The 26,258-nt window shown below is 71.0% G+C and carries 22 protein-coding genes and 1 pseudogene; 7 read left to right on the plus strand and 16 right to left on the minus strand.

Annotated features, from left to right (window positions below):
* Positions 1 to 22 precede the first annotated feature (22 nt).
* Complete coding sequence (locus tag CKO41_RS10425) at positions 23 to 1,048, minus strand: amino acid ABC transporter substrate-binding protein (RefSeq protein WP_242464248.1); 1,026 nt, start codon at positions 1,046 to 1,048, stop codon at positions 23 to 25.
* Between the two features lie 362 nt (positions 1,049 to 1,410).
* On the opposite strand from CKO41_RS10425, the gene CKO41_RS10430 reads away from it, so the two are divergent.
* Positions 1,411 to 3,324 (plus strand): ABC transporter substrate-binding protein, encoded by a 1,914-nt coding sequence (locus CKO41_RS10430; protein WP_200382169.1) that lies wholly within the window; start codon positions 1,411 to 1,413, stop codon positions 3,322 to 3,324.
* A gap of 59 nt (positions 3,325 to 3,383) precedes the next feature.
* Here the strand turns inward: CKO41_RS10430 and CKO41_RS10435 are convergent, their stop codons facing one another.
* The 8 genes and pseudogenes from CKO41_RS10435 to CKO41_RS10475 form a co-directional block, all read right to left on the minus strand.
* Positions 3,384 to 5,090, minus strand: coding sequence for a proton-conducting transporter transmembrane domain-containing protein (locus tag CKO41_RS10435; protein ID WP_200382170.1), 1,707 nt, complete (start codon positions 5,088 to 5,090; stop codon positions 3,384 to 3,386).
* Positions 5,087 to 6,586, minus strand: a complete 1,500-nt coding sequence (locus CKO41_RS10440; RefSeq protein WP_200382171.1) for a complex I subunit 5 family protein — start codon at positions 6,584 to 6,586, stop codon at positions 5,087 to 5,089. Before CKO41_RS10440 ends, CKO41_RS10435 begins: the two co-directional genes overlap by 4 nt.
* The gene (locus tag CKO41_RS10445) at positions 6,583 to 8,025 is read right to left on the minus strand and encodes a proton-conducting transporter transmembrane domain-containing protein (RefSeq protein ID WP_200382172.1); all 1,443 of its coding nucleotides are present in this window, start codon (positions 8,023 to 8,025) and stop codon (positions 6,583 to 6,585) included. The genes CKO41_RS10440 and CKO41_RS10445 overlap by 4 nt, the downstream gene beginning before the upstream one ends.
* Positions 8,018 to 8,299 carry a cation:proton antiporter subunit C gene (locus tag CKO41_RS10450; RefSeq protein ID WP_200249950.1) on the minus strand — a complete coding sequence of 94 codons (282 nt, stop codon included), beginning with the start codon at positions 8,297 to 8,299 and terminating at the stop codon, positions 8,018 to 8,020. Before CKO41_RS10450 ends, CKO41_RS10445 begins: the two co-directional genes overlap by 8 nt.
* Positions 8,296 to 9,245 (minus strand): annotated as a pseudogene (locus CKO41_RS10455) (hydrogenase subunit MbhD domain-containing protein). The gene CKO41_RS10450 and the pseudogene CKO41_RS10455 overlap by 4 nt, the downstream one beginning before the upstream one ends.
* Entirely contained in the window at positions 9,242 to 9,532 is a 291-nt protein-coding gene (gene mnhG / locus CKO41_RS10465; protein ID WP_200249955.1) for a monovalent cation/H(+) antiporter subunit G, read from the minus strand. Before mnhG ends, CKO41_RS10455 begins: the two are co-directional and overlap by 4 nt.
* The gene (locus tag CKO41_RS10470; RefSeq protein WP_200249957.1) at positions 9,532 to 9,795 is read right to left on the minus strand and encodes an MrpF/PhaF family protein; all 264 of its coding nucleotides are present in this window, start codon (positions 9,793 to 9,795) and stop codon (positions 9,532 to 9,534) included. The genes mnhG and CKO41_RS10470 overlap by 1 nt, the downstream gene beginning before the upstream one ends.
* Entirely contained in the window at positions 9,792 to 10,364 is a 573-nt protein-coding gene (locus tag CKO41_RS10475) for a Na+/H+ antiporter subunit E (protein WP_242464249.1), read from the minus strand. The genes CKO41_RS10470 and CKO41_RS10475 overlap by 4 nt, the downstream gene beginning before the upstream one ends.
* Positions 10,365 to 10,814: 450 nt before the next feature.
* Between CKO41_RS10475 and CKO41_RS10480 the strand changes: the two genes are divergently transcribed.
* From CKO41_RS10480 to CKO41_RS10490, 3 genes are all read left to right on the plus strand, one after another.
* A complete protein-coding gene (locus tag CKO41_RS10480) occupies positions 10,815 to 11,084 on the plus strand; it encodes a hypothetical protein (RefSeq protein ID WP_242464250.1) in 270 nt (89 codons plus the stop codon).
* Between the two features lie 378 nt (positions 11,085 to 11,462).
* Positions 11,463 to 11,672 (plus strand): hypothetical protein, encoded by a 210-nt coding sequence (locus tag CKO41_RS10485; RefSeq protein WP_200249959.1) that lies wholly within the window; start codon positions 11,463 to 11,465, stop codon positions 11,670 to 11,672.
* A 520-nt stretch (positions 11,673 to 12,192) separates the two neighbouring features.
* A complete protein-coding gene (locus tag CKO41_RS10490; RefSeq protein WP_200249961.1) occupies positions 12,193 to 12,726 on the plus strand; it encodes a hypothetical protein in 534 nt (177 codons plus the stop codon).
* Positions 12,727 to 13,115: 389 nt separating this feature from the next.
* On the opposite strand, the gene CKO41_RS10495 is transcribed toward CKO41_RS10490, so the two are convergent.
* A complete protein-coding gene (locus tag CKO41_RS10495; protein ID WP_200249963.1) occupies positions 13,116 to 13,484 on the minus strand; it encodes a TusE/DsrC/DsvC family sulfur relay protein in 369 nt (122 codons plus the stop codon).
* Between the two features lie 341 nt (positions 13,485 to 13,825).
* On the opposite strand from CKO41_RS10495, the gene CKO41_RS10500 reads away from it, so the two are divergent.
* Entirely contained in the window at positions 13,826 to 14,869 is a 1,044-nt protein-coding gene (locus CKO41_RS10500; RefSeq protein ID WP_200382174.1) for a YihY/virulence factor BrkB family protein, read from the plus strand.
* A gap of 449 nt (positions 14,870 to 15,318) precedes the next feature.
* On the opposite strand, the gene CKO41_RS10505 is transcribed toward CKO41_RS10500, so the two are convergent.
* The 6 genes from CKO41_RS10505 to CKO41_RS10530 form a co-directional block, all read right to left on the minus strand.
* Positions 15,319 to 16,392 (minus strand): phospholipase A, encoded by a 1,074-nt coding sequence (locus CKO41_RS10505; RefSeq protein ID WP_200249967.1) that lies wholly within the window; start codon positions 16,390 to 16,392, stop codon positions 15,319 to 15,321.
* A 177-nt stretch (positions 16,393 to 16,569) separates the two neighbouring features.
* Positions 16,570 to 16,779, minus strand: a complete 210-nt coding sequence (locus CKO41_RS10510; RefSeq protein ID WP_200249969.1) for a YgdI/YgdR family lipoprotein — start codon at positions 16,777 to 16,779, stop codon at positions 16,570 to 16,572.
* 222 nt (positions 16,780 to 17,001) lie between these two features.
* Complete coding sequence (locus CKO41_RS10515) at positions 17,002 to 19,224, minus strand: RelA/SpoT family protein (RefSeq protein WP_200382175.1); 2,223 nt, start codon at positions 19,222 to 19,224, stop codon at positions 17,002 to 17,004.
* A 178-nt stretch (positions 19,225 to 19,402) separates the two neighbouring features.
* Positions 19,403 to 20,644, minus strand: a complete 1,242-nt coding sequence (locus CKO41_RS10520) for a DUF1015 domain-containing protein (protein ID WP_200249973.1) — start codon at positions 20,642 to 20,644, stop codon at positions 19,403 to 19,405.
* A gap of 492 nt (positions 20,645 to 21,136) precedes the next feature.
* A complete protein-coding gene (locus CKO41_RS10525) occupies positions 21,137 to 23,626 on the minus strand; it encodes an ABC transporter permease (protein ID WP_200382176.1) in 2,490 nt (829 codons plus the stop codon).
* Complete coding sequence (locus tag CKO41_RS10530; RefSeq protein ID WP_200249975.1) at positions 23,623 to 24,312, minus strand: ABC transporter ATP-binding protein; 690 nt, start codon at positions 24,310 to 24,312, stop codon at positions 23,623 to 23,625. The genes CKO41_RS10525 and CKO41_RS10530 overlap by 4 nt, the downstream gene beginning before the upstream one ends.
* Here CKO41_RS10530 and CKO41_RS10535 point away from each other — a divergent pair.
* Positions 24,311 to 24,961 carry an arylesterase gene (locus tag CKO41_RS10535; protein WP_200249976.1) on the plus strand — a complete coding sequence of 217 codons (651 nt, stop codon included), beginning with the start codon at positions 24,311 to 24,313 and terminating at the stop codon, positions 24,959 to 24,961. The genes CKO41_RS10530 and CKO41_RS10535 overlap by 2 nt on opposite strands.
* A 94-nt stretch (positions 24,962 to 25,055) precedes the next feature.
* Positions 25,056 to 26,186 (plus strand): NAD(P)/FAD-dependent oxidoreductase, encoded by a 1,131-nt coding sequence (locus CKO41_RS10540; protein WP_200382177.1) that lies wholly within the window; start codon positions 25,056 to 25,058, stop codon positions 26,184 to 26,186.
* Positions 26,187 to 26,258 lie beyond the last annotated feature (72 nt).

A 26,258-nucleotide genomic window follows, 5' to 3' on the forward strand; every position in this document is an offset into this window, starting at 1 on the left:
GGGGCCGGTCGCGGGCGATCGGTCAGCGGATCGGCGGGGCGTAGTGCAGCCCCCCGTCCGTCCAGAGCCGGTTGAGGCCGCGCTCGATCTTCAGCGGCGAGGCCTCCCCGACGTTGCGCGCGAAGATCTCGCCGTAGTTGCCGACCTCCTCGATCGCGCGGTAGGCCCAGCCCTCGTCGAGGCCGAGGCCGCTGCCCTTGATGCCCTCCAGCCCGAGCAGGCGGCGGATCGCCGGGTTGCGGCTCTCCCGCATCGCATCGACGTTGCCCGAGGTGACGCCGAGTTCCTCGGCCTCGATCAACGCGAACAGGGTCCAGCGCACGATGTTGAGCCAGCGGTCGTCGCCCTGGCGGACCACGGGCCCGAGTGGCTCCTTGGAGATGATCTCGGGCAGGACCACCGCCTTGTCGGGCGCGGCGAGCTTCAGGCGCTGGGCGTAGAGCTGGGACTGGTCGCTGGTCAACACGTCGCAGCGCTCGGACTCGAAGCCGCGTGCGGTCTGATCGGCCGTGTCGAAGACGACCGGCTCGTAGGTCATGCCGTGGGTGCGGAAGTAGTCGGCCAGATTGAGCTCGGTCGTGGTGCCGGCCAGGATGCAGACGGCCGCGCCATCGAGCTCGCGGGCGCTCTTGACGCCGAGGTCCTTGGAGACGAGGAAGCCCTGGCCGTCGTAGTAGTTGATGCCGGCGAAGTGGACCCCGAGCGAGGTGTCGCGGGTCATGGTCCAGGTCGTGTTGCGCGCGAGCAGATCGACCTCGCCGGACTGGACCGCGGTGAGGCGCTCCTTGGCCGTCAGCGGTGTGAAGCGCACCTTGTCCGCACCGCCCAAGACGGCCGCGGCGACGGCCCGGCACAGATCGACGTCGAGGCCGGTCCAAGAGCCTTTCTCGTCGGCGTTGGAGAAGCCGGGCAGGCCGGTGTTGACGCCGCACTGGAGGAAGCCCCGCTCCTTGACGGTCGCGAGGGTCCCGTCGGCGAGGGCCGTCTGAGCCAGCGCGGCGATCAGGATCGCCGCGGCCCAGGGCATGAACCTTGGTTTCATCATCATCTCTGCCTCCATTGTCGAATCCGGTCGGTCGGGTGCGGCCCGGCGCGGTGCCGTGCGAGGCGACGACCCCGTCTATTGAACCAGCCTAGGCCGAAGATTGCAGCAGTCCTGGACATCCGGGGCCGGATTCGACCGCCGGCGTGTCCAATGCGACCGCCTTCTCGTCTTCGGGTCTATAATGCCCGCTGGTACAGGCGACGGGGTCGATGGTAGTGGGCACGATGGATTGCGCGCGCGAGACGCCCTGGTCGATGGGGCTCGCGGTCGGCCGCCCGCGGCGGCCGGCGAGGGATGCGGCGGGCGAGGGCAGGGGCTTGCGGGCGCGGGCGGCGGGTCGCCCGAGCCGATGGCGCGGTCGCTTGATGCTGTGCTCGCTGCTGGCCTGTGCCGTCGTGCCGGCCTGGGCCGGCGAGCCGGTGCGCTTGCAGCTCAAGTGGCAGCATCAATTCCAGTTCGCCGGCTACTACGCCGCCCTCGAGAAGGGGTTCTATCGCGATGTCGGCCTCGATGTCACGCTGATCGAGGCGAGGCCCGGTGAGGAGCCGGTCGAGGCCGTGCTCTCGGGCGAGGCGGATTACGGCGTCGGCACCGCCGATCTGCTCCTCTGGCGGCACCGCGGGGCGCCGGTCGTCGTGCTGGCCGTCATCTTCCAGCACTCGCCGCTCGCGATCGCCGCCCGCCGCGATGCGGGCATCGCCAATCTCCAGGATCTGGTCGGCAAGCGGCTCATGCTCGAGCCGGCAGCGGCCGAGCTCTTGGCCCTGCTCCAGCGCGAGGGGGTCGGTGGTGCCCAGCTGAGTCTCGTGCCGCACAGCTTCGATGTCGCCGACCTCCTCGCCGGGCGGGTCGCGGCGATGTCGGTCTACACGACCGATGAGACCTATCCGCTGAGCCGCGCGGGCCTCGACTACTTGCTGTTCGAGCCGCGGGCCGCCGGCATCGACTTCTACGGCGACAACCTGTTCACGACCGAGGCCGAGCTCGCCGCCCACCCCGAACGCGTGGCGGCCTTCCGCGCCGCGACCCTGCGCGGCTGGGCCTATGCGATGGCCCATGTCGAGGAGGTCGTCGACCTGATCCTCACCCGTTGGGACAGCCCGCACGAGCGCGCCCACCTCCTCCACGAGGCGGCCGAGATGCGTCGCCTGATCCAGCCCGAGGCGATCGCGCCGGGCGCGATGCGCGTCGATCGCTGGCACCGGATCGCCCAGACCTACGCGAGCGTCGGGATGCTCCCCGAGGGCCTGTCGCTGGAGGGCTTCCTCTACGAGCCACGCCGTCGCCCGGATCTCGCCTGGCTCTCCTGGCTCGCCGCGGCCGGGTTGGCGCTCGCGCTGCTGGCGGGGATCGCCGGCCTCTACATTCGGCACCTGCGGCGGCGCGCCGAGACGCTGGCCGACTGGTATCGTGCCGTCTACGAGGCGGCCCCGCTGGCCTTCGTCGTCTTCGACCGGGATTGCCAGGTCGTCGACTGGAATCGCCGCGCGGAGTTCCTCTTCGGCTGGCGGCGCGACGAGGTCCTGGGACGGGATTTCCGTGAATTTCTGATCCCGGACTTCGAGCGGGGGCGGCTCGAAGGCGTGATCCGCGAGGTCCTGGACTCGGGTCGGCACGTCCAGAACCGCAACTGGAACCTGACCCGCAGCGGCAGCCGGGTCCTGTGCGAGTGGATGAACGCCCTGGTCCGCGACGCGAACGGGGGGACGGATCGAGTCATCGCCCTCGGCCTCGACATCACCGAGCGGGTCGAGCTCGAGCAACGCCTCGAGCGCAGCGCCCACTTCGATGCCCTGACGAACCTGCCGAACCGGACCCTGTTCCTCGATCGACTCGGCCAGGCGGTCCACCTGGCGACCCGGCACGGTCACGGGCTGGCCTTGCTGTTCATCGATCTCGACGGCTTCAAGGCCGTCAACGACACCAGCGGCCACCTCTGTGGCGACCAGGTGCTGCATGAGGTCGGCGTGCGTCTGGCTGGGGTCGGTCGGGCCTCCGACACGGTCGGGCGGCTCGGCGGCGACGAATTCGGGCTCCTGCTGCCCGAGATCGACGACCCTGACGGGGCCTACCGGGTCGCTCGCAATTGTATCGCCTTGCTGGCCAAGCCCTTCGAGGTCTGTGGTCGGCGATTCCAGATCGGCGCCAGCATCGGCATCGCCCACTTTCCAGCCGACGGCGACACGCCCGAACAGCTCCTCGCCGCCGCGGATCGGGCCATGTACCAGGCCAAGCGGGCCGGCGGCAACGATCACGCCCCGGCCAGCGAATTGCCGTAGCGTACGACCCCACCCTCGTCATCCCGCCGCCGTCGACGCCGCACCGCAAAGCATCTCCATTACGCCAGCGCCAACAGCACCCCCAGCAGGCCGAGGCAGCCGAGCCACAGGGCGCCGATCAGCGGCCAGGCGTCGGCGAGGCGATCAGGATCCGCGGGCCAGCCGGTGCGGCGGGCGGCGAGGGCGGCGAGCCTTTCGCGGCCGTACCGGTCCGCGCGTTCCCACAGCCGGGACCAGCCCGAGACCAGCCGGCCGCCGAGCGGTTCGAGCACCCGGGCGAGGTGGAGGAGGTCGCCGGGCGGGATCAGGCCGACGAGCCGGCCCGTCCACTCGGGCCTCCGCCGGGCGACCAAGGCCACCGCGGCCGCCAGCGCGGCGCCGAGCACCAGCGGCCAGGGCGTGCCCGCCGGGGCGGTGCGCCCGCCCAAGACGAACGGGAAGGCGATGACGGTGACGATCAGGGCGACCCAGGCCCAGGCGCAGGCGGTGCAGGGTCTGGTCGGCGCGTCCGCCCGACTGGGATCCTCCTGGGCCTGCCAAACGACCCAGGCGAGGCGGGCCATCAGCAGCGCGGTGCCGAGCGTCGCGAGGGCCAGCGCCGGCTTCAGCCAGGGCCAGCCGCTGGCGACGACGAGGGGGGCGAGGGCCTGCTTGGCCAGGGCACCGCTCGAGAAGGGGGCGTCGGCGATGGCCAGCGCGAGCAGCGCCAGGCCGAGCCAGATCCAGGGCCGCCGCGCGGAGGCCGGGGGCAAGTGGTGGCCCAGCCCGATCCCGAGGAAGAGGCCGCCCTTGACGAGCGCATGATGGGCGGCGAAGAGGGTCAGGGCCAGGGTGCCGGCCGGGGCGAGGGCCGGTTCGCGCAGGATCAGGCCCAGGCCGAGGACCAGGATCCCCATCTTCGCGAGGCTCGAATAGCCGAGGATCGCGCCGGGCAGGCGCTGGGTCAGGCCGACCAGCGAGGCCCCCGCGACGGCGGCCAGCCCTAGCGCCGCGAGGGTGTCGCCCCAGACCGGCAGCGGCTCGCCGCCGAGCGGCAGGAAGCGCAGCCAGCCGAGCAGGCCGGCCTTGATCATGGCGCTCGCGAGGATCGCCGCCGCGGCGCTCGGCGCCTGGCCGTAGGTGACCGGCAGCCACATGTGCAGGCCGAACAGCCCGGCCTTGATCCCGAAGCCGGCCAGGAAGGCCGCGAAGGCCAGGCTGGATTCGGCGGTGCCGGCGGCCAGCGCGGCGAGCCCGAGGTCCCCGCCGCTGCGCTGGGCGACCAGCACCAGCCCGGAGAAGATCAGCACCTCCCCGACGATGGTCCAGGCCAGATAGAGCCGCGCGGCCCGGCGGCGGGCCTCGCCGCCGCCGTCGACGACGAGGCCGTAGGCGGCCAGACCCATCAGCGCGAAGCCGACGTAGAAGCTCGGGCCGTCGGCGGCCAGGATCAGCATCAGGTTGCCGCTCATCGCGAGCAGGAAGAGGGTCCGCAGGCGTCCACCCTGGTCGCCCCGGCGCGCCCGGTCGCCGATGAAGAGGCCCGTGATCAGCCAGAGCGGGCCGCTGAAGGCGAGGAAGCCCCGGCCGAGCGCGTCGAGGCCGACGGCCGCGCCGAGCAGCATCGCGGGGATCTCCAGGGTCGGGACCTCGCCCGGCAAGAGCAGCAGGCCGATCAGGGCTGGCAGCGCGCCGGCCGCTGGGGCCCAGTGCAGGCCGGGGCGATGGGCGACGGTGGCCAGCGCGAGCGGCCAGAGCCAGATCGCGAGCAGCAGCGCCTGGCTCATAGCCCGTACTCCCGGGCTGCGATGAGCCGACACCACTCCAGGACGCCGAACGGGGCCGCCGCGAAGAGCCCGAGGGCCAGCGCTAGGGCGGCCGTGATCAACGGCGGTACGAGCAGGCTGGCGCGCGTCTCCAGGGCCCCGCGCGGGATCGACTCCTTCGGCCAGGCCGCTGGCGGGTCGCGGAACCAGGCCCGATAGAGGAGGGGCAGGAAATAGGCGGCGTTGAGCAGGCTGCTGACGGCCAGGATCAGGATCGCCCAATCCATCTCGGCTTTGAGCGCGCCGATGCCCAGGTACCACTTGCTGATGAAGCCGGCCACCGGCGGGATCCCGATCATGCCCAACGCCCCGATCGTGAAGGCCAGCGTGGTCCAGGGCATGCGGCGGCCGACGCCGTCGAGGTCGGCGACCTTGTGGATGCCGAGCGTCTCGGCATAGTTGCCGGCGCCGAAGAAGAGGGTGATCTTCATCAGGCCTTGGTGGACGAGGTGGACCAGGCCGCCGATGGTGCCGAGGGGGCCGAACAGGGCAGTGCCGAGGGCGATGTAGGAGACCTGGCTGACGGTCGAATAGGCGAGCCGTTTCTTGATCCCGTCCTGCAACAACGCGAGGACCGAACCGTAGACGATGGTGATCGAGGCCAGGACCGCGAGGATCGTCAGCAGGCCCAGCGCCTGGGCGAACTCGACCCCGTAGACGTCGTAGACGATGCGCACGATGCCAAAGGCCCCGGCCTTGACCACGGCGACCGCGTGCAGCAGGGCACTGACCGGCGCGGGCGCGACCATCGCCTGCGGCAGCCAGCCGTGCAGCGGCACCAGGGCGGCCTTGACGCCGAGACCGGCGATGAGCAGGAAGAAGATCGCCTGGAGCTGCCCGAAGCGCTCCACCGGCAGCGCCGCGAGCATCCCCCGCTCGATGAAGTCGACCGGCCCGGCCAGGACCTGGAGCCAGACGGCGCCGGCCAGCAGCAGGACCCCGCCGATCATCGTATAGGCCAGGTAGATGCGGGCGCCGCGGGTCGCCTGCGGGGTGCCACGGTGGGCGACCAGCGGGTAGGTCGTCAGGGTCAGGATCTCGTAGAAGATCACGAAGGTGATCAGATTGCCGGCCAGGGCGATGCCTACCGTCGCCGACACGCAGAGGCTGAAGAAGCCGAAGAAGCGGCTGCGGTACGGCGAGCCCTCGAGGTAGCCGATCGCGTAGATGGTCGTGACAAACCACAGCCCCGAGGAGAGCGCGACCAGCAGTACCGACAGGGCATCGGCGTGCAGGACCAGCTCGAGGCCCGGGGCGAGCGCGAGGCGCGACTCGAAGACCTGGTGATCCTGGATGCCCAAGATCAGGAGGCCGACGAGGAGCAGCTTGACCGTCGCCCCCGCCATGTTGAGCAGGGTCCGGGCGGCGACCTGCTCCTCCTTCAGGAAGAAGATCACGAGGCCTGGGATTGCCGAGCTCAGCACGATCAGCGCGGGGAGCCACGCGGTCAGGGTCATCGCGGCCCCCCGACCTGGAGCAGGGTCCAGAGCGCATCGCCGGCCAGGCCCAGGCCCAGGGTGGCCGTCAGCGCTAGCGCCAACGCCGGGACCTCGGTGTGCACCGCGGTGATGCAGCGATAGGGGGTCGGTTCGAAGCCGAAGGCCCGACCGAGCAGGCGGAAGCTGTAGGCGGCCGCCAGCAGGGTCCCGGCGAGGACGACGAGGACCCCCCACCATTGGCCGGCGGCGATCGCACCGCTCAGCAGCAGCCACTTGGCCGTGAAGGCTCCGCTCGGCGGCAGGCCGATCAGCGTGACGCTGGCCAGTGCGATGACGAAGGTCGTCGCCGGCAACCGTTGCGCGGTGCCGCTCAGCTCGGCGATCCGGTCGTGGCCGGCGCACTGCTGGATATGGCCGGCGGCGAGAAACAGCGCCGCCTTCGCGAAGCCGTGCGAGAGGGCGAAGAGGACCAGCGCGGCGAGCAGGTCCTCGCGCGCCGCGCCCGGCTCGGCCGCGGCGAGCAGCGGGAAGAACAGGAACAGATAGCCCATCTGGGCGACGGTCGAGTAGGCGGCCATCCGTTTCAGGCGTTCGGCCCGCAAGGCCTGCCACGAGCCCCAGAGTACGGCGCCGGCACCGAGGAACCCGAGGAAGTGGGCGGCGGCCAGGGTGGCGGCCGTGTCGTACAGCCCGAACCAGAGGCGCAGCACCAGGTAGAAGGCCGCCTTGACCACGAGCGCCGAGAGCGCGGCACTGACCGGGGCCGGGGCGTTGCCGTGGGCCGGTGGCAGCCAGAAGTGCATCGGCCAGAGCGCGGCCTTGATCGAGAGGCCGCCGGTCATCAGTACCAGGGCGGTCCAGGCGACGGGACCCTCGGCGATGGCGTTGGCGAGCTGACCCAGGTCGAGCGTCCCGTGCGCGGCGTACAGCAGGGCCACGCCGAGCAGATAGGTGATGGCCCCGAGCAGGCTCGCGAGCAGATAGCGCAGGCTCGCGGTGAGCGCCTCGCGGGTGCCGGTCAGGGCCGCCAGCGCGACGGCCGCGAGCCCGACCAGCTCCAGGGCGACATAGATGTTGAACAGGTCCGCGGCCAGGAAGAGGCCGTTGAGCGCCGCCCAGAGCAGGAGCCACAAGGGCCAGAAATGCCGCCGAATCGGGCCGTCGCCGAAATAGTCGGAGGCGTAGAGGCTGACCGCGAGCGCCACCAGGTTCGTCATCGCGAGTAGCGCGGCCGCGAGGCCGTCGGCCTGCAGGGCGATCCCGAGCGGGGCGCCCCAGCCGCCCAGGTCGGTGCGGCGCAGACCGAACTGGGCGACCTCGATGACCAGCGCCGCGACCCCCGCCGTCGTCACCAGGGCGGTGATGAGGCCGATCGCCCGGGCCGCGCGCGGTCGCGCGACCGCGGCCAGGGCCCCGAGCAGCGGCAGGGTGATGGCCAGCGCGAGCGTGTCAATCACGCTCGGCTTCCTCCAGGCGCCGACCGAGCGCCAGGGCCAGGGCCGTGGCGCTGACCGCCACGACGATGCCGGTCAGGACCAGGGCGTGGGGGACGGGATCCGGGGCGCCCTCCGGGCCGCGGTAGGCGAGCGCGACGAAGACGAGAAAGACCCCGCTGCCCATCACGTTCAACGCGATCAGCTTGCGCAGCAGCGGCCGATGCATCAGGAATGACCAGAGCCCCAGGCAGAAGAGCAGGAGCCCGGCGGCGGTATAGAGCAGGGCCGTGATCATGCGCGGTCCTCGCCTGGCGGCCCATCGGGGGGGCTGCCACCGACATAGGCGGCTGCGAGCGTCGCGCCGATGGCCAGGGTTGCGGCCGTCTCGATCGTCAGGATCAGCCACTTGGCGTGGCCGGGCGGATAGGTCAGGAATCCGTGGCCGATGGCCATCAGCGCAAGGCCGACGGCGAGGAAGGCGGCGACGCCGGCCACGACCAGGACGCGCTGCCAGTCCCCTCGCGGGAGCCCCGCCCGCGGCGTGCCGGCGAGGCGCAGCACGACGCCGGCCGCCGCCAGCATGGCGCCGGCCTGGAAGGCCCCGCCGGGGGCCTGGCCGCCGACCCAGAGCAGGTAGCCCGCGGCGAGGATCAGCAACGGCACCAGCCAGTCGACCAGGCCCGCCAGGACGATCTCGGCGGGCGCGAAACCGCGATCGGGCGGCCCGCTGGCCCAGATGCCGAGCACGGCGGCGAGCAGCACGGCCAGTTCCAGCAGGGTGTCGTAGGCGCGGAAGTTCAGCAGCACCGCGGTGACCGGATTACCGACGCCGCTGCGCGGCAGGGCCTCGGCCGCGAGCGGCGCCAGGCGCTCGCCGGGACCCTCGAGCAGTGCCAGCGAGAAGACCCACCACAGGACCCCGGCGGCCAGCGCGATGGCGATGGTCACGAAGGCCCGCAGGGCCGCCCCCGTCATGGCCGGTCCTCGGGTCGCCCGCCGCGCCGGGCGAGGCGCCGGGCGGCCGCGAGCAGCAGGGCACCGCTCAGGCCGGCCCCGATCGCGGCCTCGGCGAGGGCCACGTCGGGCGCCTGCAGCCGCGCCCAGACCAGGGTCAGCAACAGGCCGAAGACGATGAACAGGATGACGGCCCGCTGGAGCTCGGCGCTGAAGAGGCAGGCGCTCGCCAGCGCGAGGAGCGCGCCGATCAGCAACAGGTCGAAGAGGACCAGGTCCGGCGTCATTGCGGTGTCTCCTCCTGTTCGCGCACGGCCCGCTTCGCGATCAAATGGGCCGCGGAGGCCCCGGCGACGATGACGAGCAGCCAGATCAGGGCCAGCTTGAGGGCGTAGAGCCAGTCCGGGGCGAGCAGGATCAGTCCGAGCACCAGGAAGCCGAGCCCGAGGTTGTCGGCCTTCGTCAGCGCATGCAGCCGCGAGAACCGGTCCGGCAGGCGCAGGAGCCCGACGGTGCCGGCGAGATAGAAGAAGCAGCCGACGGCGAGGAGGGCGCTCGCGAGCCAGGGCACCATCAGTCGCCCTCCTCGTCGGGGGGGCGGCGCGTGAAGGCGGCGGTCGCCACGGCCGCGAGCAGGGCGAAGACGAGCGCGACGTCGACCAGGGCCGGCAGGGTCAGGACCTGGGCCAGGACCAGCAGGATCCCGACCCCGGTGGTGCCGAGCAGCTGGGCGGCCATCATCCGATCGGCCGCGGCCGGCCCGTGCACGCCGCGGATCAGGCTGGCGGCCATGGTCGCGAGCAGCACCAGGGCGATGACGAGGAGGAAGCCGTTCATGCGGGCTGCTCGCCGAAGAGCGCGCCGACCCGGTGCTCCAACTCGATCAGGCGCGGCTCCAGGTCGACGCGCCGATCGATGACGTGGACCAGCAACGCGTCTCCCTCGGTCAGCTCGGCGCTCAGGGTGCCCGGCAGCAGGCTCAGGGTATCGAGGAATACGACCCGCGCCGCGCGCCCCCGCAGCCGCAGCCGGAAGCGGTGAAAGCCCGGGTCGATGCGCAGGCGGGGGCCGATGACCCGTAGCGCCACGTCCAGGCCGCCGCGCAGCGAGCCCCACAGGAAGAAGGGGATGAAACGCGCCAGGCCGCGCCAGCGCAGCCAGGGCCCGGGTAGCGGTTGCAGGGCCAGGCTCGCCCAGGTCGCGAACAGGATGGCCGGGACGCCGAAGATCCAGGATTCGGCGACCCCGCCGGCGAGGATCAGCCAGACCCCGGCGAAGAGCAGGAGCCGGGTGAGGATCGCCGTCGGTGGGCTGCTCGTGAGCCGGTGGGCCATGGCTGGGGCCTCGCGAGTCGGGTAGCTGGTATGCGGGACGACCGCCGGGTCGCAGACCACGGGACCGGCCATCGTCGCCGCGCGCACACCATAGATAACTTGGTCGTCGCCACAGTGCAACCGCGATCGCCGGCGAGGCCAGGCGAATTCTTCCCGATCGACGGGCATGCAGGCGAGGTGCGATCGACGTTGTCGACCGGCGGCCGATCTCACGTGACGCCGGCCGTGCGTCTCCGCCGCCAGGCCGAGAACCGCAGGGCGATCCTCGAGGTGGTTGCAAAGACCCCGCGCAGGTGGTTTTGCCCCGCAAGCCCGGGCGTCCCGCGATGACCTGGGCCAGGCCGCCGGCTGCTGGACGGGGTGGCGGCCGAGTTGGTCCGGCACTTGCCGGATCTTGGCCAGCCCGGGGCGTTTGGCGGCGACCGAGACGCCGCGACGGCCCCGTGACTGGTATCGGACCGAAGAGGAACGGGAGGCCGCGAGGACGACCCGGCCGCCGATGATGCGACGATCGAGGAGGCGATGACGATGAAGCCCGAGACGATGACAGCTTCGCGCCCCGGCGAGGTGACCGGCGTGGCCGCCCTGTTGGCGCGCGATGACCTGGCCCGCGACGAGAAGATCGCGATCCTGCGCCAATGGGAACTCGATCTGCGCGAGGGTATGGTTGCCGAAGAGGAGAATATGCAGGTCACCGTGGCGGCGCCGGTCGCGCTGGACGAGGTGCTCGATGCGTTGCGCACCCTCGGGGCCGAGTCGGAGTTCCACGACGTGACGACCAAGCATGGCTGAGCGAGGCGGTTCGACCGACGGCGGGGCGCCCCGAACGCATGCGTTGAACCTAAAAATGGCAGTTGACCGCTACATCATGGATTCAAGTGGTTGAAATCGCGCGGAGGCTCTACGTGGGTCCTGCCCACCCGCTCGGTGAAGGCCGCTACGGCACCCGATGCACGTCGCACCTCGGGCACCGTCCAACTGCCGCTTCTAGGTTGAATGGAACCGGGACTAAACTTTACGTGTGCGTCGGCATCGATTTCGGCCGCACTCGGTCCCGTCACCTTGAATCGCAGCGAGACGGCAGCCATTGAAGGGGTCGGACATGCAACGATCGAGCGCCCGCGCTCCGTTCGATTCGCATCGTGGCACTGCGCAACGGAGGAGGCACGCATGAAGACCAGAAGCCTGATCGGGATCTTCGCGCTGCTGGCCTTGGCCGCCTGCGAGCAGGAGGGGCCAGCCGAGCAGAGGGCCGCGGAGATCGGTCGGCAGATCGACGAGGCGAGGGAAGCGGGCGGTGACGCGATCGACGAGGCCGTCGAGGAGGCGGCAGATCGGTTGGAGGCGGCGGGGGATGCCGTCGAACGGGCCGCCGATTAGATCCGATGGCCGAGCACTGTCGGCTGCGCTCACGTTGGCCAGCCCCCGATGCCAGGTTGCGTGGCGATCACCCGACCGGCAATGTATTCGTCATTGTCGAACGACTATTTGTGGCGTTTGCGGAAGCGAACGCCATCCACCTGCGACCTGGGCCGTCGTCGTGGCGGTCGCCCCCTTGCCGATCCTCAGCGGGCGTCTTGTCTATACTTGCGCCGAGCATCCGCCGGTCGGCGCCGCCGACCGCAGGGTGCCGGGTCCTAGCCCCGCAGCCATATCCGAACCTCGTGCCCGGCGATCGAACAGGCCGTCGGGCGCAGCGCGCAGCCATGCCTTGCGTCTCTCGATCCCGGCGGACGGCGGTCTCGGGACGCGCATGCGTCATCGTGGGGCGTCCACCGGGCGACCCCGGCCTTCCCTCCCGGTCGCGGAGGGGGGCGAGTGGAGGGGGACGACGACGGTGCCCGTAGCACGGGTACGATCATCGTTCTCCAGCAGATCTGGCAACCATCAGGAGAAGTGTATGAAGACGAATAGACTGGTCTTGGTTTCCGCCTCGGCGCTGCTCGCGGTGTCGCTCGCCGCTTGCGATCAGGAGGGCCCTGCCGAGCAGGCCGGTAGTCAGATCGACGAGGCGGTCGAGAACGTCGCCGAGGGCATGGAGCAGATGGGCGACACGGCCGGCGAGAAGCTCGACGAGGCCCACGAGGCGGTTGCCGAGTCGATGGACGGGGCGGGCGACGATGAGGCCGCGGCGGGTGAAGCGGCACCCGCGGACACGGGTGGCGCGGCCGAGGCGGTCGACGAGCCGATGGAGGCGGTCGAGGAGAGCGAGGCCCCCGCGGCGGCGGGTGAAGGGGCGAGCGATCCAGGCATGATGGAACAGGTCGGCGAGGGCCTCCAGGACATGGCCGACCAGGCCAGCGAGCGGTTGGACGAGGCCCGCCAGGCGGTCGACGAGGCGATCGGCGGTGCCGACGCGCCGGCTGGCGACATGGCGGGCGAGGGTGCCGACGAGGCGATGGAGGAGACCGCCGGCGACGCCCCGACGGAGTGAGCCTCGGACTGATCGATCCGTACGACGCCGGTTGTCGAGCGACGGCGACGGGGCCTCGTGCCTTGCCGCCGTCGATTGGCCACCGGCGGTCGTGGCGGCCCCCGGTTCGACGCGATCTAGTGTCTCGCTTCAGAAATACCGGGGCCGCTCCTTCATGTCACCCCAAGTGACGATTCGAAAACAACCGGCGCATCTTCTTCTTAAACTACGAAACACGCGAAACACGCGAAACAGCAAGATATACGCGGGAGAATCTGCCGTTTTTTCGCGCATTTCGTAGTTTCTTGTCTTCCGCGTGCCTGTATCGGTCGTTTCTGCATCGGTCCCAAGAATCCACGCGAGGCTTGCAGGCCGCAGCGTGCGGTCTCGGGAATTGCGCAGTCTTGCCCTCAGTCGTCTCGGTCGTTCGCTGGCCCGGGGGCGTCTCCCTCCATGTTGGCCATGTAGGTGCGGGCCTCCACGCCCGGGTCCGGGAGACCGGCGACCTTCCATGCTTCGATCGGGCCGCCGAAGAGTTCCATGATGCAGTTGGGGGCGAGGTCCAATTCGTGACACAGGGTCTGCTGCGCCGGCAGGTTGCCGGTGGTCAGATAGTGCTCGCGCAGCCCGTCGACGATCCGCCAATGGTCCTCGGTCAGTTCCGGGAGGTCCAGTTCGGCCGCGATGCCGAGGGCCAGATCGCGGTTCCACAGGTCGGGGTCCTCGAGGAAGCCCCATTCATCGAAGGGGGTAACGTCCGAACGCGATCTGGTAGCCATCGGCTCCTCCGGGCTGGTCGGTCGGTCGGGGGGCGCCGCGCGGGCGCCAGACCTGGGTGTCGTATTCGCGAGAACGGCTGCAAGGGATGCGCCACGGCGCCCCACTCCCGCCATGGCGGCGCGCCGAGGCGTCTCGGCAGGGTGGGTTGGCCTCGCCTCGGGGGATTTGCCCCGCCGCCCAGCGGTGGTGCCGGACCTCGGCTCGGCCCGCCGACGATTGCGCGGCCACGGGGCGCCATGTGCGTACACTTGGCTCGTGAGCTTTCCGGTTTCAACGACTTCAATCCATCCATGAGGAAGCGGTCAACGGCCGTTCTGAGGTTGCAAAGATGCGCGGGCGTATGGGAGCAGGTATCGAGGAGAAACGGCGATCGGCGATCGTCGAACGGGGGCGGCTGGCGCGATCGCCGGGCGAGATGCCGGGCCGCGGCTGGCGTGAGGTCCTGGTCCGGGTCTGGCGGAAGGTCTCCGAGGACAATGTCTCGCTCGTCTCGGCCGGGGTCGCCTTCTACAGCCTGCTGGCCCTGTTTCCCGGGATCGCCGCCCTGATCGCCGTCTATGGGTTGATCTCGGACCCGACGCAGGTCGAGGTCCAGTTCTCGGCCCTTGGCGCGCTCCTGCCGGCCGAGGTCCATGGGCTCCTGTCCGCGCAGATGCGCGGGCTGGCAGCCGGCCCGGATCAGGCGCTCGGCCTGGGGCTTGCCGGGGCGATCCTGCTGTCGGTCTGGAGCGCGACGCGTGGGACCAAGTCCCTGATGACGGCGCTCAATATCGTGTACGACGAGCGCGAGCGGCGCGACCTCGTGCGGCTCAATCTCCTCGCCTTCGCGCTGACCTTCCTGTTACTGATCCTGGCCGTGGTCGTCGTCGCCCTGGTCGTCGCGGTGCCGATCGTCCTCGCGTTCGTCGGCCTCGACGCGCAGGCCCAGGTCCTCGTCCAGTGGTTGCGCTGGGCGGTCCTCGCCGGCCTTGCACTGCTGAGTCTGGCCATCGTCTACCGCTACGGGCCGAGCCGCCGACAGGCGCGCTGGCAATGGGTGTCCTGGGGTTCGGCCGCGGCGGTCCTCGTGTGGTTGGGCGCCTCGGCGCTGTTCTCGCTCTACGTCTCCCGCTTCGGCAGCTACAACGCGACCTACGGCTCGGTCGGCGCCGTGATCGTGCTCCTGATGTGGCTCTATCTTTCGGCGTTGGCAACCATGCTCGGCGCTGTGCTCAACGCGGAACTCGAACGCCAGACGGGGTGCGATACGACCCGCGGCGACGAGCAGCCGCGTGGGGCGCGCGGCGCCTGGGTCGCCGACCATCTGCCCGGCGAGACCGCGGAGCGCGAGGGTCGGCCCGCAGCCCGGGGTTCGCATGAACCAGGCCGGCGCCTGTCGGGCTAGTGCAAGACTGCGGAATTCCCGAGACCGCACGCTGCGGCCTGCCACCCTCGCGTGGTAGGAGCCCGCTTGCGGGCGATCTTTGCAGGCGCGAGAACGTAGGGCGGGAAAGCGCAGCGCATCCCGCCATGCACTCGGGGCGTAACCCGACGACCACCAACGCGGCCCCCACCGAGGCCGCTGTCGGGTTACGGCGCGCGCAACCTCTCATTTCTGATAAAAGGCCGTGCGGCGCGCCTAACCCGACCTACGGGCTCGCGCAGAGACGCAGAGGCGCAAAGTGAAGAGAAGGCATTAGTCGATGTCACCAATACGCTCCGCCTCTCCTTCTCTGCGCCTTAGCGTCTCTGCGCGAGATCTCTTTTTCGGATGCGAGGCCGTCGGGTTAGCCCTCGGGCGCAACCCGACGGCCGGCCACGTGGCGCCCCCGTCGGGCTACGGCGCGCGGGTCCCTACCAGGGCCAGTCGTTCAGCATCAGGCCGGCACCGATGCGGTTCACCGAGTGGTCGTAGTCGATCAGGCTCTCGCCGTAGCCGTTGAAGTACTGGACATAGAGGCGGAGCGTGTCGCCGAGCGGATAGCTCCAGTCGATCTGGGTCGTCAGGTGGCGCGGATTGCGCAACATCAGGCCGAGGCGGTGCTTGGCCAGTTCGTAGCCGACATGGATCTCGCCGTAGCCGAGGTAGTCGGTGATGTCGGGATTATCGTCCGGTGCGTCGTCGAAGGGTGCCCAGAGCCGCAGCGCGAGTTCCCAATCATTACGTCGGGCCTCGACCTGGCCGATCGCCCGGTTCCAGCCGCGCGACAGCGGGTCCGAGCGGCCGTTGGACTGGTGATTCAGCGCGAGCCGCAGGGAATCGATCCGCCAGCCCAGTACCGGGAGATCGGTCGCCCAGTGCAGGCCGAACTCCGGCTCGTAACTCGATTCGCGGAACGGCGCCGACTGGTCGCCGTTGTAGGCCTGGAGGAACGAGCGCTGCGTGTAGGCGAAATAGAGATCCAGGTCGCGGTCGAGGATCTCGGTCCAGAGCGGGATCTCGAAGCTGATCTGGAACTCCAGCTCGGCCTGGTCCTGTTCATCGCCGAGGACTGGCTCGTCGACGCCGGCGTCGGCGGCGACATCGCGGTTGGGCCTCGCGTTGTAGGTGATCGGCAGGACGTAGTTGTGCCGGTACGGGAGCACGCCGAATCTGGCCCTCAGGGCGGTGCGTTCGGCGGGTGGCGCCGCGTCGGCGGGCGCCGGCAGGGCCGTCAGTGGCGCGCTGGGCGGTGGCGTCGTGCTCCCGAGGGGCACGGATTCGCGCGCCGCCAAGGCATCGAAGCAGGCCAGCCGTGCGGGGGGATCTGCGATGCGGGCGCACCGGGCCAGGCTGGCGTCGAGCGGGTCGTCCGCCGTGGCCGCGGCGGGCATCGCGACGAGGAGCGCCGGCAGGATCCAGCTCAGGCAGTGGCCCACGGGCCGAGGTGTGGCCTCGACGGGGTACGGAAGGGTAGCCGGACGGTCGGCGGCAGGTACGGCTTGCATGCGCGGATCCTCGTTCAGCCGGTGGTATGCCGCTTCGCGACATCGCCGGTCGCGAAGACTGTTCTACGCCTCGGTGCCGGGGACCGGGCGCGGACGCGATGCGCGCGGGCCGGCGGTCGGTCACGCCTCGGGCGGCCTCGATGGCGGTCGCGAGGGCGTCCGTGCCGGGAATCGGCGTCAGAGTTCCTTGATCTGCATCACTTCGTCCTGCTTGATCAGGACGTCGTGACCGTCGATGTCTTTGTAGCGGTACATGCCCGTGTCTTCATCGAGCTTGGGCTTGCCTTGGGTCTTGATCTCCTGGCCGCTCTCGGTGGTCACCATGTAGTGGGAACCGCAGGCCGAGAGCGCGACGGCGCAGACCATGAGGACGAGGATCTTCTTCATCTGCTGCTCTCCCGATGTTGGATGGATACGAGGGTCGCGTTCGAGGATCGGGCGATCGGCCGTGCCGTCCGCGAGCGAGGCCCCGGATCGCCGACTCGAGTCGGCGCCCGGGAGGTACGGCGCGTCGCGCGATCGACGCCGCCGGTGCCAAGGGTCACCCGCGGCGCGCCCAGCGAATAAAGATACAACCGTTGGCCCAGACGGTCTCCCGGTCGCAGGTCCTCAGTAGGCTCGGCGCACGTCGAGGACGTCCGGGATCTGATTGAGTTTCAGCAGCAGGCCAACGAGCTGCTCGTGGTCGCGGACCTCGATCGTGAAGCGCAGGCTGGCGGTATCGTGGCGCCGGTCGGAGCTGCTCGTGACGCCGACCACATCGACGTCGACATCCGAGAGGATCGATGAGATGTCGCGCAACAGCCCTTTGCGGTCGGCGGCCAAGACCTGGATGTCGACCGGGTAGCTGGCGTCGTGCGGCTGGTCGCTCCAGCGTACCCGGATCAACCGCTCCATCTCGCTCGCTGGCAGGTTGCGCACGTTCGAGCAGTCGCGGCGGTGGATCGTGACGCCGCGGCCACGGGTGACGAACCCGACGATCGGGTCATGCGGCACCGGCTTGCAGCAGTGGGCCATCTGCGTCAGCAGGTCGTCGACCCCCTCGACGATGACCTCGGCGTGCCCGGCCCCGGCGCGTCCCTTGGTCCTGGCCGGCGGCGTGGGTGGATGCTCGGGCTCGCGACGCTCCTCCACGCGCGGCTCGCCGATCTGGCGGGCGACGACGCCGACGGCCAGGTCGCCGCGGCCGATCGCGGCCAGGACGTCGTCGCCCGTCTGGAGGTTGAAGCGCCCGGCGAGTTGTTCGAATTGCGGTTTCTCGACGATCCCCAGGCGCAGGAGCTCCTTCTCGAGGGCCGCACGGCCCTGCGTCAGGTGCTGGGCGAAGTCCTGCTGCTTGAACCATTGGCGTACCCGATTGCGGGCCTTGGCCGTCTTGAGATAGCCATGGTGGGTGCTCAGCCAGTCGCGGCTCGGGGCGGCGTTCTTGTGGGTCAGGATCTCGACCATCTGGCCGCTGCGCAGGACATGGGTCAGCGGCACGATCCGCCCGTCGACCCTCGCGCCGCGGCAGTGGTGACCGATCTGGGAGTGGATCGCATAGGCGAAGTCGAGCGGAGTGGCCCCCTTCGGCAGTTCGATGACCTTGGCCTGCGGGGTCAGTACATAGACGTGGCTCGGCTCGAGTTCGGCGCTGAAGCGCTCGAGGATATCGCCGCCGTCTTCGCCCTCGTTCTTCAGCTCGAGCCAGTGGCGCATCCAGGTCACGCGACGCTGGATCTCCGAGTCGTGCGTCTTGCTCTCCTTGTAGGCCCAGTGGGCGGCGACGCCGAACTCGGCGTGGCGATGCATGTCCCAGGTGCGGATCTGGACCTCGAGGGGCTTGTCCTCCGGGCCGATGACGGCCGTGTGCAGGGACTGGTACATGTTGCCCTTGGGCGTGGCGATGTAGTCGTCGAACTCCTTCGGGATGTGCCGCCAGAGCCCGTGGACGATGCCGAGGGCCGCGTAGCAGTCGGCGACGTCGTCGACGAGGACCCGCACCGCGCGCAGGTCGAAGATCTGCTCGATATCGAGCCCTTTGCGCTGCATCTTGCGCCAGATGCTGTAGATGTGCTTCGGCCGTCCGGTGATCTCGGCGCGGATGCCGGCCTCGGCGAACTTCTCGCGCAACGTCGCGATGACATTCGCGATGTAGGCCTCGCGCGCGGCGCGCCGCCCGTCGAGGAGGCGCGCGATGCGCTGATATTCGGTGGGCTCCAGATAGCGCAGGGCCAGGTCCTCGAGCTCCCACTTGATCTGCCAGATGCCGAGCCGGTTGGCGAGTGGTGCGAAGATTCGCTGGGTGTCGAGGGCGAGCTTGCGCTGGCGGGTCTCGTCGAGCGTGCGGATCGTGCGCATCAGCTGGAGCCGCTCGGCGAGGACGATCAGGACGACGCGCACGTCCTCGGCGATCCCGAGCAGCAGGCGGCGCAGGTTTTCCTCGTGCTGGGCCAGGTCCTTGGCGGCGATGACGGCGTCGACGTTGGCGATCTGGTCGATGCGCGCGAGGTCGCCGACCATCCGCGCCACCGCGGCGCCGAAGCGTCCCTCGATCAGGCCCTCGGTGACCCCGGCCTGCTCGAGGCTGCCGTTGAGCAGGGCGCCGATCAGGGTCGCGCGGTCGAGACGCAGCTGCACGAGGATGTCGGCGGTCGAGAGCAGGTGGCGCACCAGGCTCTCGCCGGTCTCGAGCACGAGGCCGCTACGATGCCGGGCGAGGAGCGCGCAGGCCCCGGCGATCTGCTTGCGGTCCTCCACCGGGTACAGCGGGGCGAGGCTGTCGAGCCAGTGGCGGATCAGCGTCTCGTCGTCGGCGTCGTCGTGCGGGAGGCTGTAGGTGGTCGTGACCATGGTTACGAACGACTCGAGAATGGGCGGTGCAACTCGGCCCCCGAAGCGGTGCGGCCTTCGAATGACGTGCCCCAGGGCCGCCGCGATCCTCGCGCGGTAGGGGCCCGTTTGGATCCGATACGGGGCGGTGTCATGTCGGGTCAGGGAGGCGCGGCGCGCCCGGCCGTCGGGAGGCGCCTCACTCGAGCAGGTAGCTGACCAGGCCGTCGGCCAGCTTGGGCTCGAACCAGGTCGACTTCGGTGGCATCAGGGCGCCGGCGTCGGCGACGGCCATCAGGTCCTCGACCCGGGTCGCGAACAGGGTGAAGGCGAGGCGCATCTCGCCGCTGTCGACGCGCGCGGTCAGGCCGGCCAGGCCACGGCTGCCGCCGACGAAGTCGATGCGTTCGTCGCGGCGCGGGTCGGCGATGCCGAGGACCGGCCCGATCAGGTGATCCTGGAGCAGGCTGACATCGAGGCGCGCGACCGGATCGTCCGTGGGGATGCGCTCGGCGCCGATCGCGAGCAGGTACCAGGCGCCGTCGAGGTAGAGGCCGAACTCGCCGGGGCGCACGGGCCGCACCGGCGCCCCGCTCGGCGTGACCCTGAACACCTCGCCGACCCGGCGCAGGAAGGTCTCGGTATCGAGCCCGTTGAGATCGCGCACGACGCGGTTGTAGTCGAGGACCTGCATCTGGGTGTGCGGAAAGGTCACCGCGAGAAAGTGGTCGGCCGCCGTCTCGGCCGCCTGCCCGGACGAGGCGGCGCGGCGGCTGGCGGCGACGCGAGCCGCCGCCGCGCAGCGGTGATGTCCGTCGGCGACGTAGAGGGCCGGCAGGGCCTCGAAGGCGGCGGTCAACGCGGCGATCGACGTCGCATCGGCGATCGACCAGAGCTCGTGGCGCACCGCGTCCTCGCGCGTGATATCGACCTCGGGCGCATCGCGGGTCACCGCCGCGAGCCGCCCGTCGATCGCCGCCGTGCTCGGGTGCACGAGGAAGACGGGGCCGGTCTGGGCGGCGAGGGCCTCGATCTGGCGGACCCGATCGTCTTCCTTGACCGGTCGGGTCAGCTCGTGGCGGCGGATGCGGTTCGCCTCGTAGGCGGCCACGGAGGCCGCGACGACCAGGCCGGTCTGGCGATGGGCGCCCATCGTCAGGCGGTAGACGTAGTAGCGCGGCTCGGGGTCGCGCACCAGGATGCCCTCGTCGACCATGGTCGCCAGGTTGGCCCGGGCCCGCTCGTAGACGGCGGCGTCGTAGGGATCGGTCCCCTCGGGCAGGTCGACCTCGGGGCGCGAGATGTGCAGAAAGCTCCAGGGACGCCCGGCGACCATCGCCCGCGCCTCGGCGCTGCTCATCACGTCGTAGGGCGGGGCGGCCACCTCGGCGGCCCGCCCCGGGGCTGGCCTGAGGCCGGCGAAGGGCTTGATCAGCGACATGCTCCTGGCTTCCCGTGCGAGTTGAGACGATGGACGGGGGACCGCCCGGCCCGGCAGACCCATTGGCGACGCCCGCCGCAGTGCGGGTACCGCTGCCCCCTGACCGGCCCTGGCCCCCGATGTTACCAGAAGCCCGCGACCGCCCGCAGGCAAGTGCACCGCCGTCACACGACGGATCTGTTCTGATCCGCTGGGGGCCGACGAGGCTTACCGGCGGACTCCGCCAGCGTTGCCTGGGCCGATGGCACGGCCCGTAGGTCGGGTTAGGCGCGCCGGCACGGCGGTCGCCAACAAAGAACAGCCCTGCGCGCGCCGTAACCCGACAGCGGCCTTGCTCGGAGCCGCGTTGCCGGCTGTCGGGTTACGCACTGCGGGGCTGACCCGACCGAGTGTGCCGCGCGGTCATCGGCACGGCGCACCCGGTCGAGGATCGACCGCCACCCCTGCGCCCTCAGCGAAAAAGGCCGCAGAACGGATCAGCCCTGACCGCCGTCAGCCATCCTCGCGCAGGGCCGGCAGCGGCGGGCGCACGAGGAACGGATACGCGGCCAGCGTCCCGGCCAGGCCGATCGCGAGCGCGCTGCCGAGGGCACCGCCGAGCCACAGCCAGGGGTTGGGTGCGAACTCGAGGTCGAAGACCTGGCGGGCCAGGACGAAGCCCGTCGCCTCGGCCGCGAGCGCCGCGATCGCACCGGCCAGCAGCCCGGCGAGGGTGAACTCGACGGCCAGGCTCGCGAGGAGTTGGGCTCGGCCGGCGCCCAGGGTGCGCAGGACGCCGTGTTCGGCGCGCCGCTCGGCGACGCTCGCCTGGATGCCCGCGTACATCACGAGGAGGCCGGCGGCGAGGGTGAACAGGAAGACGTACTCGACGGCCCAGGCGCCACGCTCGATGACCCGGCGCACCTGCTCGAGGATCGCGACCACGTCGATCAGGGTCACGCTCGGGAAGGCCCGCACCAATTCGGGGAGCAGGGACTCACGGTCCGGGGGCAGGTAGAGGCTCGTGATGTAGGTCGCCGCCTCATCGCCGAGCAGCGACGGTGTGGCGATCACGAAGAAGTTGACGTTGAAGCTGTCCCAGCGGACCTCGCGCAGGCTCGTGACCGGTGCGCTGACCTCGCGCCCCGAGACCCAGAAGGTGAGTTCGTCGCCGAGCGCGATCCCGAGCGTCTCGGCGATCCCGCGCTCGACCGAGAACTGCGGCGGCGCCTCGGCGTCCGCCCACCAGTCTCCGGCGACGATGCGGTTGTCGGCCTGCGGGCGTTCGGCGTGGCTCAGGTTGAACTCGCGCGTCGCGAGCCGCCGGGCGCGCTCGTCCGGGTAGGCATCGGGGTCGACGGGGCGCCCGGCGATCGCGGTCAGCCGGCCGCGGATCATCGGGAAGAGGCCCGAGTCGGCGATCTCGTGCTCGGCGAGGAAGCCGCGCAGGGCCGCGACCTCGTCGGGCTGGATGTTGACGAGGAAGCGGTTCGGCGCCCCCTCGGGCAGGCTCTGCTCCCAGGCGCTCATCAGGTCGACGCGCACGACCGCGAGCAGCAGCAGCGCCAGGATGCCGAGCCCGAAACCGGTGATCTGGAACAGCGCGGCGCTCGGGCGGCGGGTCAGCCCGGCGAGGCCGAGCCGCCAGACCCCGCGGGCGCGGTGCGAGAGGCCCCGCGCGAGGCGCACGGCGAGGGCGACGAGCAGGGCCAGGGTCATGACCGTTGCGGCGACCCCGGCCAGGAGCTTCCAGGCGAGCTGCGGGTCGTCGGCCTGCCAGAAGACGAGCAGGGCGAGCGCGGCCGCGGCGGCGCCCAGGGCCAGCGCCGCCGACAGGCGCGGTGCCCCGAGGTCGCGGCGCAGCACGCGCAGCGGTGGCACCCGGGCGAGTTGCAGGAGCGGCGGCAGCGCGAAGCCGAGCAGCGCGACCAGGCCCGTGCCGACGCCGACGGCGATCGGGCGCACCGACGGCGGCGGCAGGTCGGCCGTGAAGAGCCCGGCGAGGAGCGCGGCCAGGCCGAACTGGGCGAGAAAGCCGAGCAGGCTGCCGAGGAGGCCGGCGGCGAGCCCGAAGGCAATCAGGCGCAGCACGAAGATCCGCGTCAGCAGGTGGCGCGGTGCCCCGAGGCAGCGCATCACGGCCACCGCGTCGGTCTGGCGCTCGACCATCCGCCGGCTGGCGAGCGCGATCGCCGCACCGGCCACCAGCAGGGTCGCGAGCGCCGCCAGGTGCAGGAAACTCGAGGCCCGCGCGATCGAACCCTCGAACTCGGGGCGCGCCTCGCGCGCATCGAGGAATTCGGCGTTGGCCGGCAGGCGCGTCGCCGCCCAGGCGCGGAACTCGGCGATGGCGGCCTCGTCGCCGGCGACGAGCAGGCGGTAGTGGACCCGGCTCATCGGCGTGACCAGGCCCGTCGCCGGGACGTCGGCGGTGCCGATCAGGACCCGGGGGGCGACTGCGAAGGGGCCGTCGGCGCGGTCGGGTTCGTAGTCGAGGAGGCGCTCGATGACGAACTCGCTCTCGCCGAGGCGCAGCCGATCCCCGGGGGCCGCAGCGAGCAGGTACAGGAGGCGCGGCTCGACCCAGGCGTTGCCGGGGGTCGGGCCGGTCGTGGCGGGCTCGACTGGTGCCTCGGCGTCGGTGCGGGTGCGCAGCTGTCCACGCAGCGGGTAGGCCGGGTCGGCGGCCTTGACCTCGACGAGTTGGGTCCTCTCGCCGCGCGCGGCGACGCTCGGGAACTCCAGCGTGCGGGCGGTTGCCAGCCCGAGCGCGGCGGCCTCCTCGACGAGTTCGCCGGCCGGCGGCGAGGAGGCCTGGATGACCAGGTCGGCGGCGATCAGCTCGCCGCCCTGACGGGCCATCGCGCCCTCGACGCGATCGGTGAAGAAGCCGACGGCCGTGATCGCGGCGACCGTGAGGACGACGGCGGCGGCCAGCAGCGAGAGCTCGCCGCTGCGCCAATCGCGGCGCAGCAGCCGCAGCGTGATGCGCCAGGCCGTCATGCGAGTGGCTCCAGGCGCCCGTCGCGCATCGCCAGGCGCCGGTCGCAACGCTCGGCGAGCGCCGCGTCGTGGGTGACCAGGACCAGCGCCGCACCCGAGTCGCCACGCAACGCGAGCAGCAGGTCGATGACCTGGCCGCCGGTGGCCGGGTCGAGGTTGCCGGTCGGCTCGTCGGCGAAGAGGATCGCCGGGGCCGGGGCGAAGGCGCGGGCGATCGCGACGCGCTGCTGCTCGCCGCCCGAGAGTTGCCGCGGGAAGTGTCCGGCGCGCGCGGCGAGGCCGACCCGCGCCAACGCGTCGGCGGCCACGGCCTGCGCATCGGCATGCCCGCCGAGTTCCAGCGGTAGCAGCACATTCTCCAGGGCGGTCAGGGTCGGCAGCAGCTGGAAGCTCTGGAAGACGAAACCGACGCGGCCGTTGCGCAGCGCCGCGCGCCCGTCCTCGTCGAGCCCAACCAGGCGCTCGCCGCAGAGCCAGACCTCGCCGGCGCTGGCCGTGTCGAGGCCGGCGAGCAGGCCGAGGAGCGTCGACTTGCCCGAGCCCGAGGCGCCGAGGATCGCGACCGCCTCGCCGGCGCGCACGCTCAGCTCGCAGTCGCTCAGTATGGTCAAGCGCCCGCCCGGGCCGTTAACATCCTTACCCAATCCCGTGGCCCGCGAGACGACCGAGCCGAGCCCTGCTGTCATGTTCCGCCTACTCCTGTTCACTGGTGCGTTGCTGTTGGCGCTGATCTCATCCTCGGGCGCGTCCGTCGCGCGCGCCGACCCGGCCCCCGCGATCCTGGTCCTCGGCGACAGCCTGAGCGCCGGCTATGGCCTAGCGCGCCCGAGCGAGGGCTGGGTGGCCCTGCTCGATGGGCGTCTGCGCGAGGCCGGGCTCGACTGGCGGGTCGTCAACGCGAGTGTCTCCGGGGAGACGACGGCCGGCGGCCTCACCCGGCTGCCGACCCTGCTCGAGCGTGAACGACCGGAGCTGGTCATCGTCCAGCTCGGGGCCAACGACGGGCTGCGTGGCCTGGACCTGGAGCGGATGGCGGCGAATCTGCGGGCCATCATCGAGCGGTCGCGGGCCGCCGGTGGCCGGGTCCTGCTCGTCGGCAACCGGCTGCCGCCCAACTACGGTGCGGACTACACGGAGCGCTTTCAAGCCGTGTTCAAGACGGTGGCCGAGGAGACCGGGGCGGCGCTGGTCCCGGCGCTCCTCGCCGGCGTCGCCGAGCGCTGGGAGCTGATGCAGCCCGACGGCGTGCACCCGACGGCCGCCGCCCAGCCGCAGCTGTTCGAGAACGTCTGGCCGGTGCTGGCCCCGCTCCTCGACGACGTGGGCGCGCGCTGACGACCCGGGCGCACGTCCAGCCTACACCAACGGCCGGCGATGGCCGCGCCAGAGGGGCGCATCGCTCGACCGATCCGAATCTTTGGGAGTCGCCATGTCACGACGCATCACCATCGTCGGGTCCGGCTTCGCCGGGCTCACCGCCATCAAGACCCTGCGCGCCGCGGGTCAGCCGCTCGACATCACCCTCGTCAGCGCGCGCCCCGAGTTCGTCTACTACGCCGGCCTGATCTGGCTGCCGTCAGGGCAGCGCCGCGGCGATGACCTGCGGGTCGACCTCACGCGCTTCCTCGCGCGGATGGGTGTGACGCACGTCGCCGCCGAGGCGACCGGCCTGCGCGAGGGCGGACGGGTCCTCGAGACGACGGCCGGCGACATCGAGAACGACGGCCTCATCATCGCGACCGGCGGGCGCTTCATCCGAAAGCTGCCCGGTATCGAGCACGCGATTACGCCCTGCGAGGGCATCGCGGCCGCCGAGCAGATCCGCGACCGCCTGCGGGCGATGGACGGTGGCACGATCGCGATGGGCTTCGCCGGCAACCCGCAGGAGCAGGGCTCGATGCGCGGCGGGCCGATCTTCGAGTTCCTGTTCGGCATCGATCGGCAGCTGCGCGCGGAGGGTCGTCGCGAGCGTTTCGAGCTGGTCTTCTTCACCCCGGCCGAGCGCCCCGGCAACCGCCTCGGACCGAAGGCCGTCGACGGCCTCCTCGCCGAGATGGCCAAGTGCGGCATCCGCGCCCATCTCGGCCACAAGCTCAAGGGCTTCACGGCGGACAAGGTGATGACCGAGGGCGGCGACCTGGACGCCGACCTGATCCTCTTCATGCCCGGCATCACCGGCAATCGGTGGTTCGACGACACCACCCTGCCGCGCTCGCCGGGGGGCCTGATCCAGGGCGATGCGCACTGCCGGGTCCCTGGGTTCGAGCGGGTCTACGTCGCCGGCGACGGCGGCAGCTTCCCGGGCCCCGACTGGATGCCCAAGCAGGGCCACATGGCCGACCTGCAGGGGCGGACGGCGGCCAAGAACCTGGTCGCCGAGCTCGCTGGACATGCCCCGAGCGAGACCTTCAAGGTGGAGCTCCTCTGCATCGTCGACGCATACGATCGCGGCATGCTGATCGCGCGCACCGAGAAGCACAACCTGGTTCTCCCGAACTCGCGCGTCTTCCACTGGCTGAAGCACGCGTTCGAGTGGTGGTACCTGCGCCAGTTCCGCTGATCGGCGGCCCCGCGCGCCTCGCGCCGGGGCAGTCCCCTCCGGGGCCGCCCATCAGCGGAACTGGCGCAGGTA

Source organism: Thiococcus pfennigii (genome assembly GCF_016583835.1).
Lineage (GTDB): Bacteria > Pseudomonadota > Gammaproteobacteria > Chromatiales > Chromatiaceae > Thiococcus > Thiococcus pfennigii.

Excerpts from the sequence above, each read along its gene's own strand:
- CKO41_RS10540 (WP_200382177.1), top strand. The coding sequence starts at position 25,056 with ATGTCACGACGCATCACCATCGTCGGGTCCGGCTTCGCCGGGCTCACC.
- mnhG (WP_200249955.1), bottom strand. The coding sequence starts at position 9,532 with ATGGTGCCCTGGCTCGCGAGCGCCCTCCTCGCCGTCGGCTGCTTCTTC.
- CKO41_RS10510 (WP_200249969.1), bottom strand. The coding sequence starts at position 16,779 with ATGAAGAAGATCCTCGTCCTCATGGTCTGCGCCGTCGCGCTCTCGGCC.
- CKO41_RS10500 (WP_200382174.1), top strand. The coding sequence starts at position 13,826 with ATGGGAGCAGGTATCGAGGAGAAACGGCGATCGGCGATCGTCGAACGG.
- CKO41_RS10435 (WP_200382170.1), bottom strand. The coding sequence starts at position 5,090 with ATGAGCCAGGCGCTGCTGCTCGCGATCTGGCTCTGGCCGCTCGCGCTG.
- CKO41_RS10450 (WP_200249950.1), bottom strand. The coding sequence starts at position 8,299 with ATGATCACGGCCCTGCTCTATACCGCCGCCGGGCTCCTGCTCTTCTGC.
- CKO41_RS10480 (WP_242464250.1), top strand. The coding sequence starts at position 10,815 with ATGACGATGAAGCCCGAGACGATGACAGCTTCGCGCCCCGGCGAGGTG.
- CKO41_RS10530 (WP_200249975.1), bottom strand. The coding sequence starts at position 24,312 with ATGACAGCAGGGCTCGGCTCGGTCGTCTCGCGGGCCACGGGATTGGGT.
- CKO41_RS10535 (WP_200249976.1), top strand. The coding sequence starts at position 24,311 with ATGTTCCGCCTACTCCTGTTCACTGGTGCGTTGCTGTTGGCGCTGATC.
- CKO41_RS10515 (WP_200382175.1), bottom strand. The coding sequence starts at position 19,224 with ATGGTCACGACCACCTACAGCCTCCCGCACGACGACGCCGACGACGAG.
- CKO41_RS10495 (WP_200249963.1), bottom strand. The coding sequence starts at position 13,484 with ATGGCTACCAGATCGCGTTCGGACGTTACCCCCTTCGATGAATGGGGC.
- CKO41_RS10425 (WP_242464248.1), bottom strand. The coding sequence starts at position 1,048 with ATGATGATGAAACCAAGGTTCATGCCCTGGGCCGCGGCGATCCTGATC.
- CKO41_RS10470 (WP_200249957.1), bottom strand. The coding sequence starts at position 9,795 with ATGAACGGCTTCCTCCTCGTCATCGCCCTGGTGCTGCTCGCGACCATG.
- CKO41_RS10485 (WP_200249959.1), top strand. The coding sequence starts at position 11,463 with ATGAAGACCAGAAGCCTGATCGGGATCTTCGCGCTGCTGGCCTTGGCC.
- CKO41_RS10520 (WP_200249973.1), bottom strand. The coding sequence starts at position 20,644 with ATGTCGCTGATCAAGCCCTTCGCCGGCCTCAGGCCAGCCCCGGGGCGG.
- CKO41_RS10490 (WP_200249961.1), top strand. The coding sequence starts at position 12,193 with ATGAAGACGAATAGACTGGTCTTGGTTTCCGCCTCGGCGCTGCTCGCG.
- CKO41_RS10475 (WP_242464249.1), bottom strand. The coding sequence starts at position 10,364 with ATGGCCGGTCCCGTGGTCTGCGACCCGGCGGTCGTCCCGCATACCAGC.
- CKO41_RS10525 (WP_200382176.1), bottom strand. The coding sequence starts at position 23,626 with ATGACGGCCTGGCGCATCACGCTGCGGCTGCTGCGCCGCGATTGGCGC.
- CKO41_RS10505 (WP_200249967.1), bottom strand. The coding sequence starts at position 16,392 with ATGCAAGCCGTACCTGCCGCCGACCGTCCGGCTACCCTTCCGTACCCC.
- CKO41_RS10440 (WP_200382171.1), bottom strand. The coding sequence starts at position 6,586 with ATGACCCTGACCGCGTGGCTCCCCGCGCTGATCGTGCTGAGCTCGGCA.
- CKO41_RS10430 (WP_200382169.1), top strand. The coding sequence starts at position 1,411 with ATGCTGTGCTCGCTGCTGGCCTGTGCCGTCGTGCCGGCCTGGGCCGGC.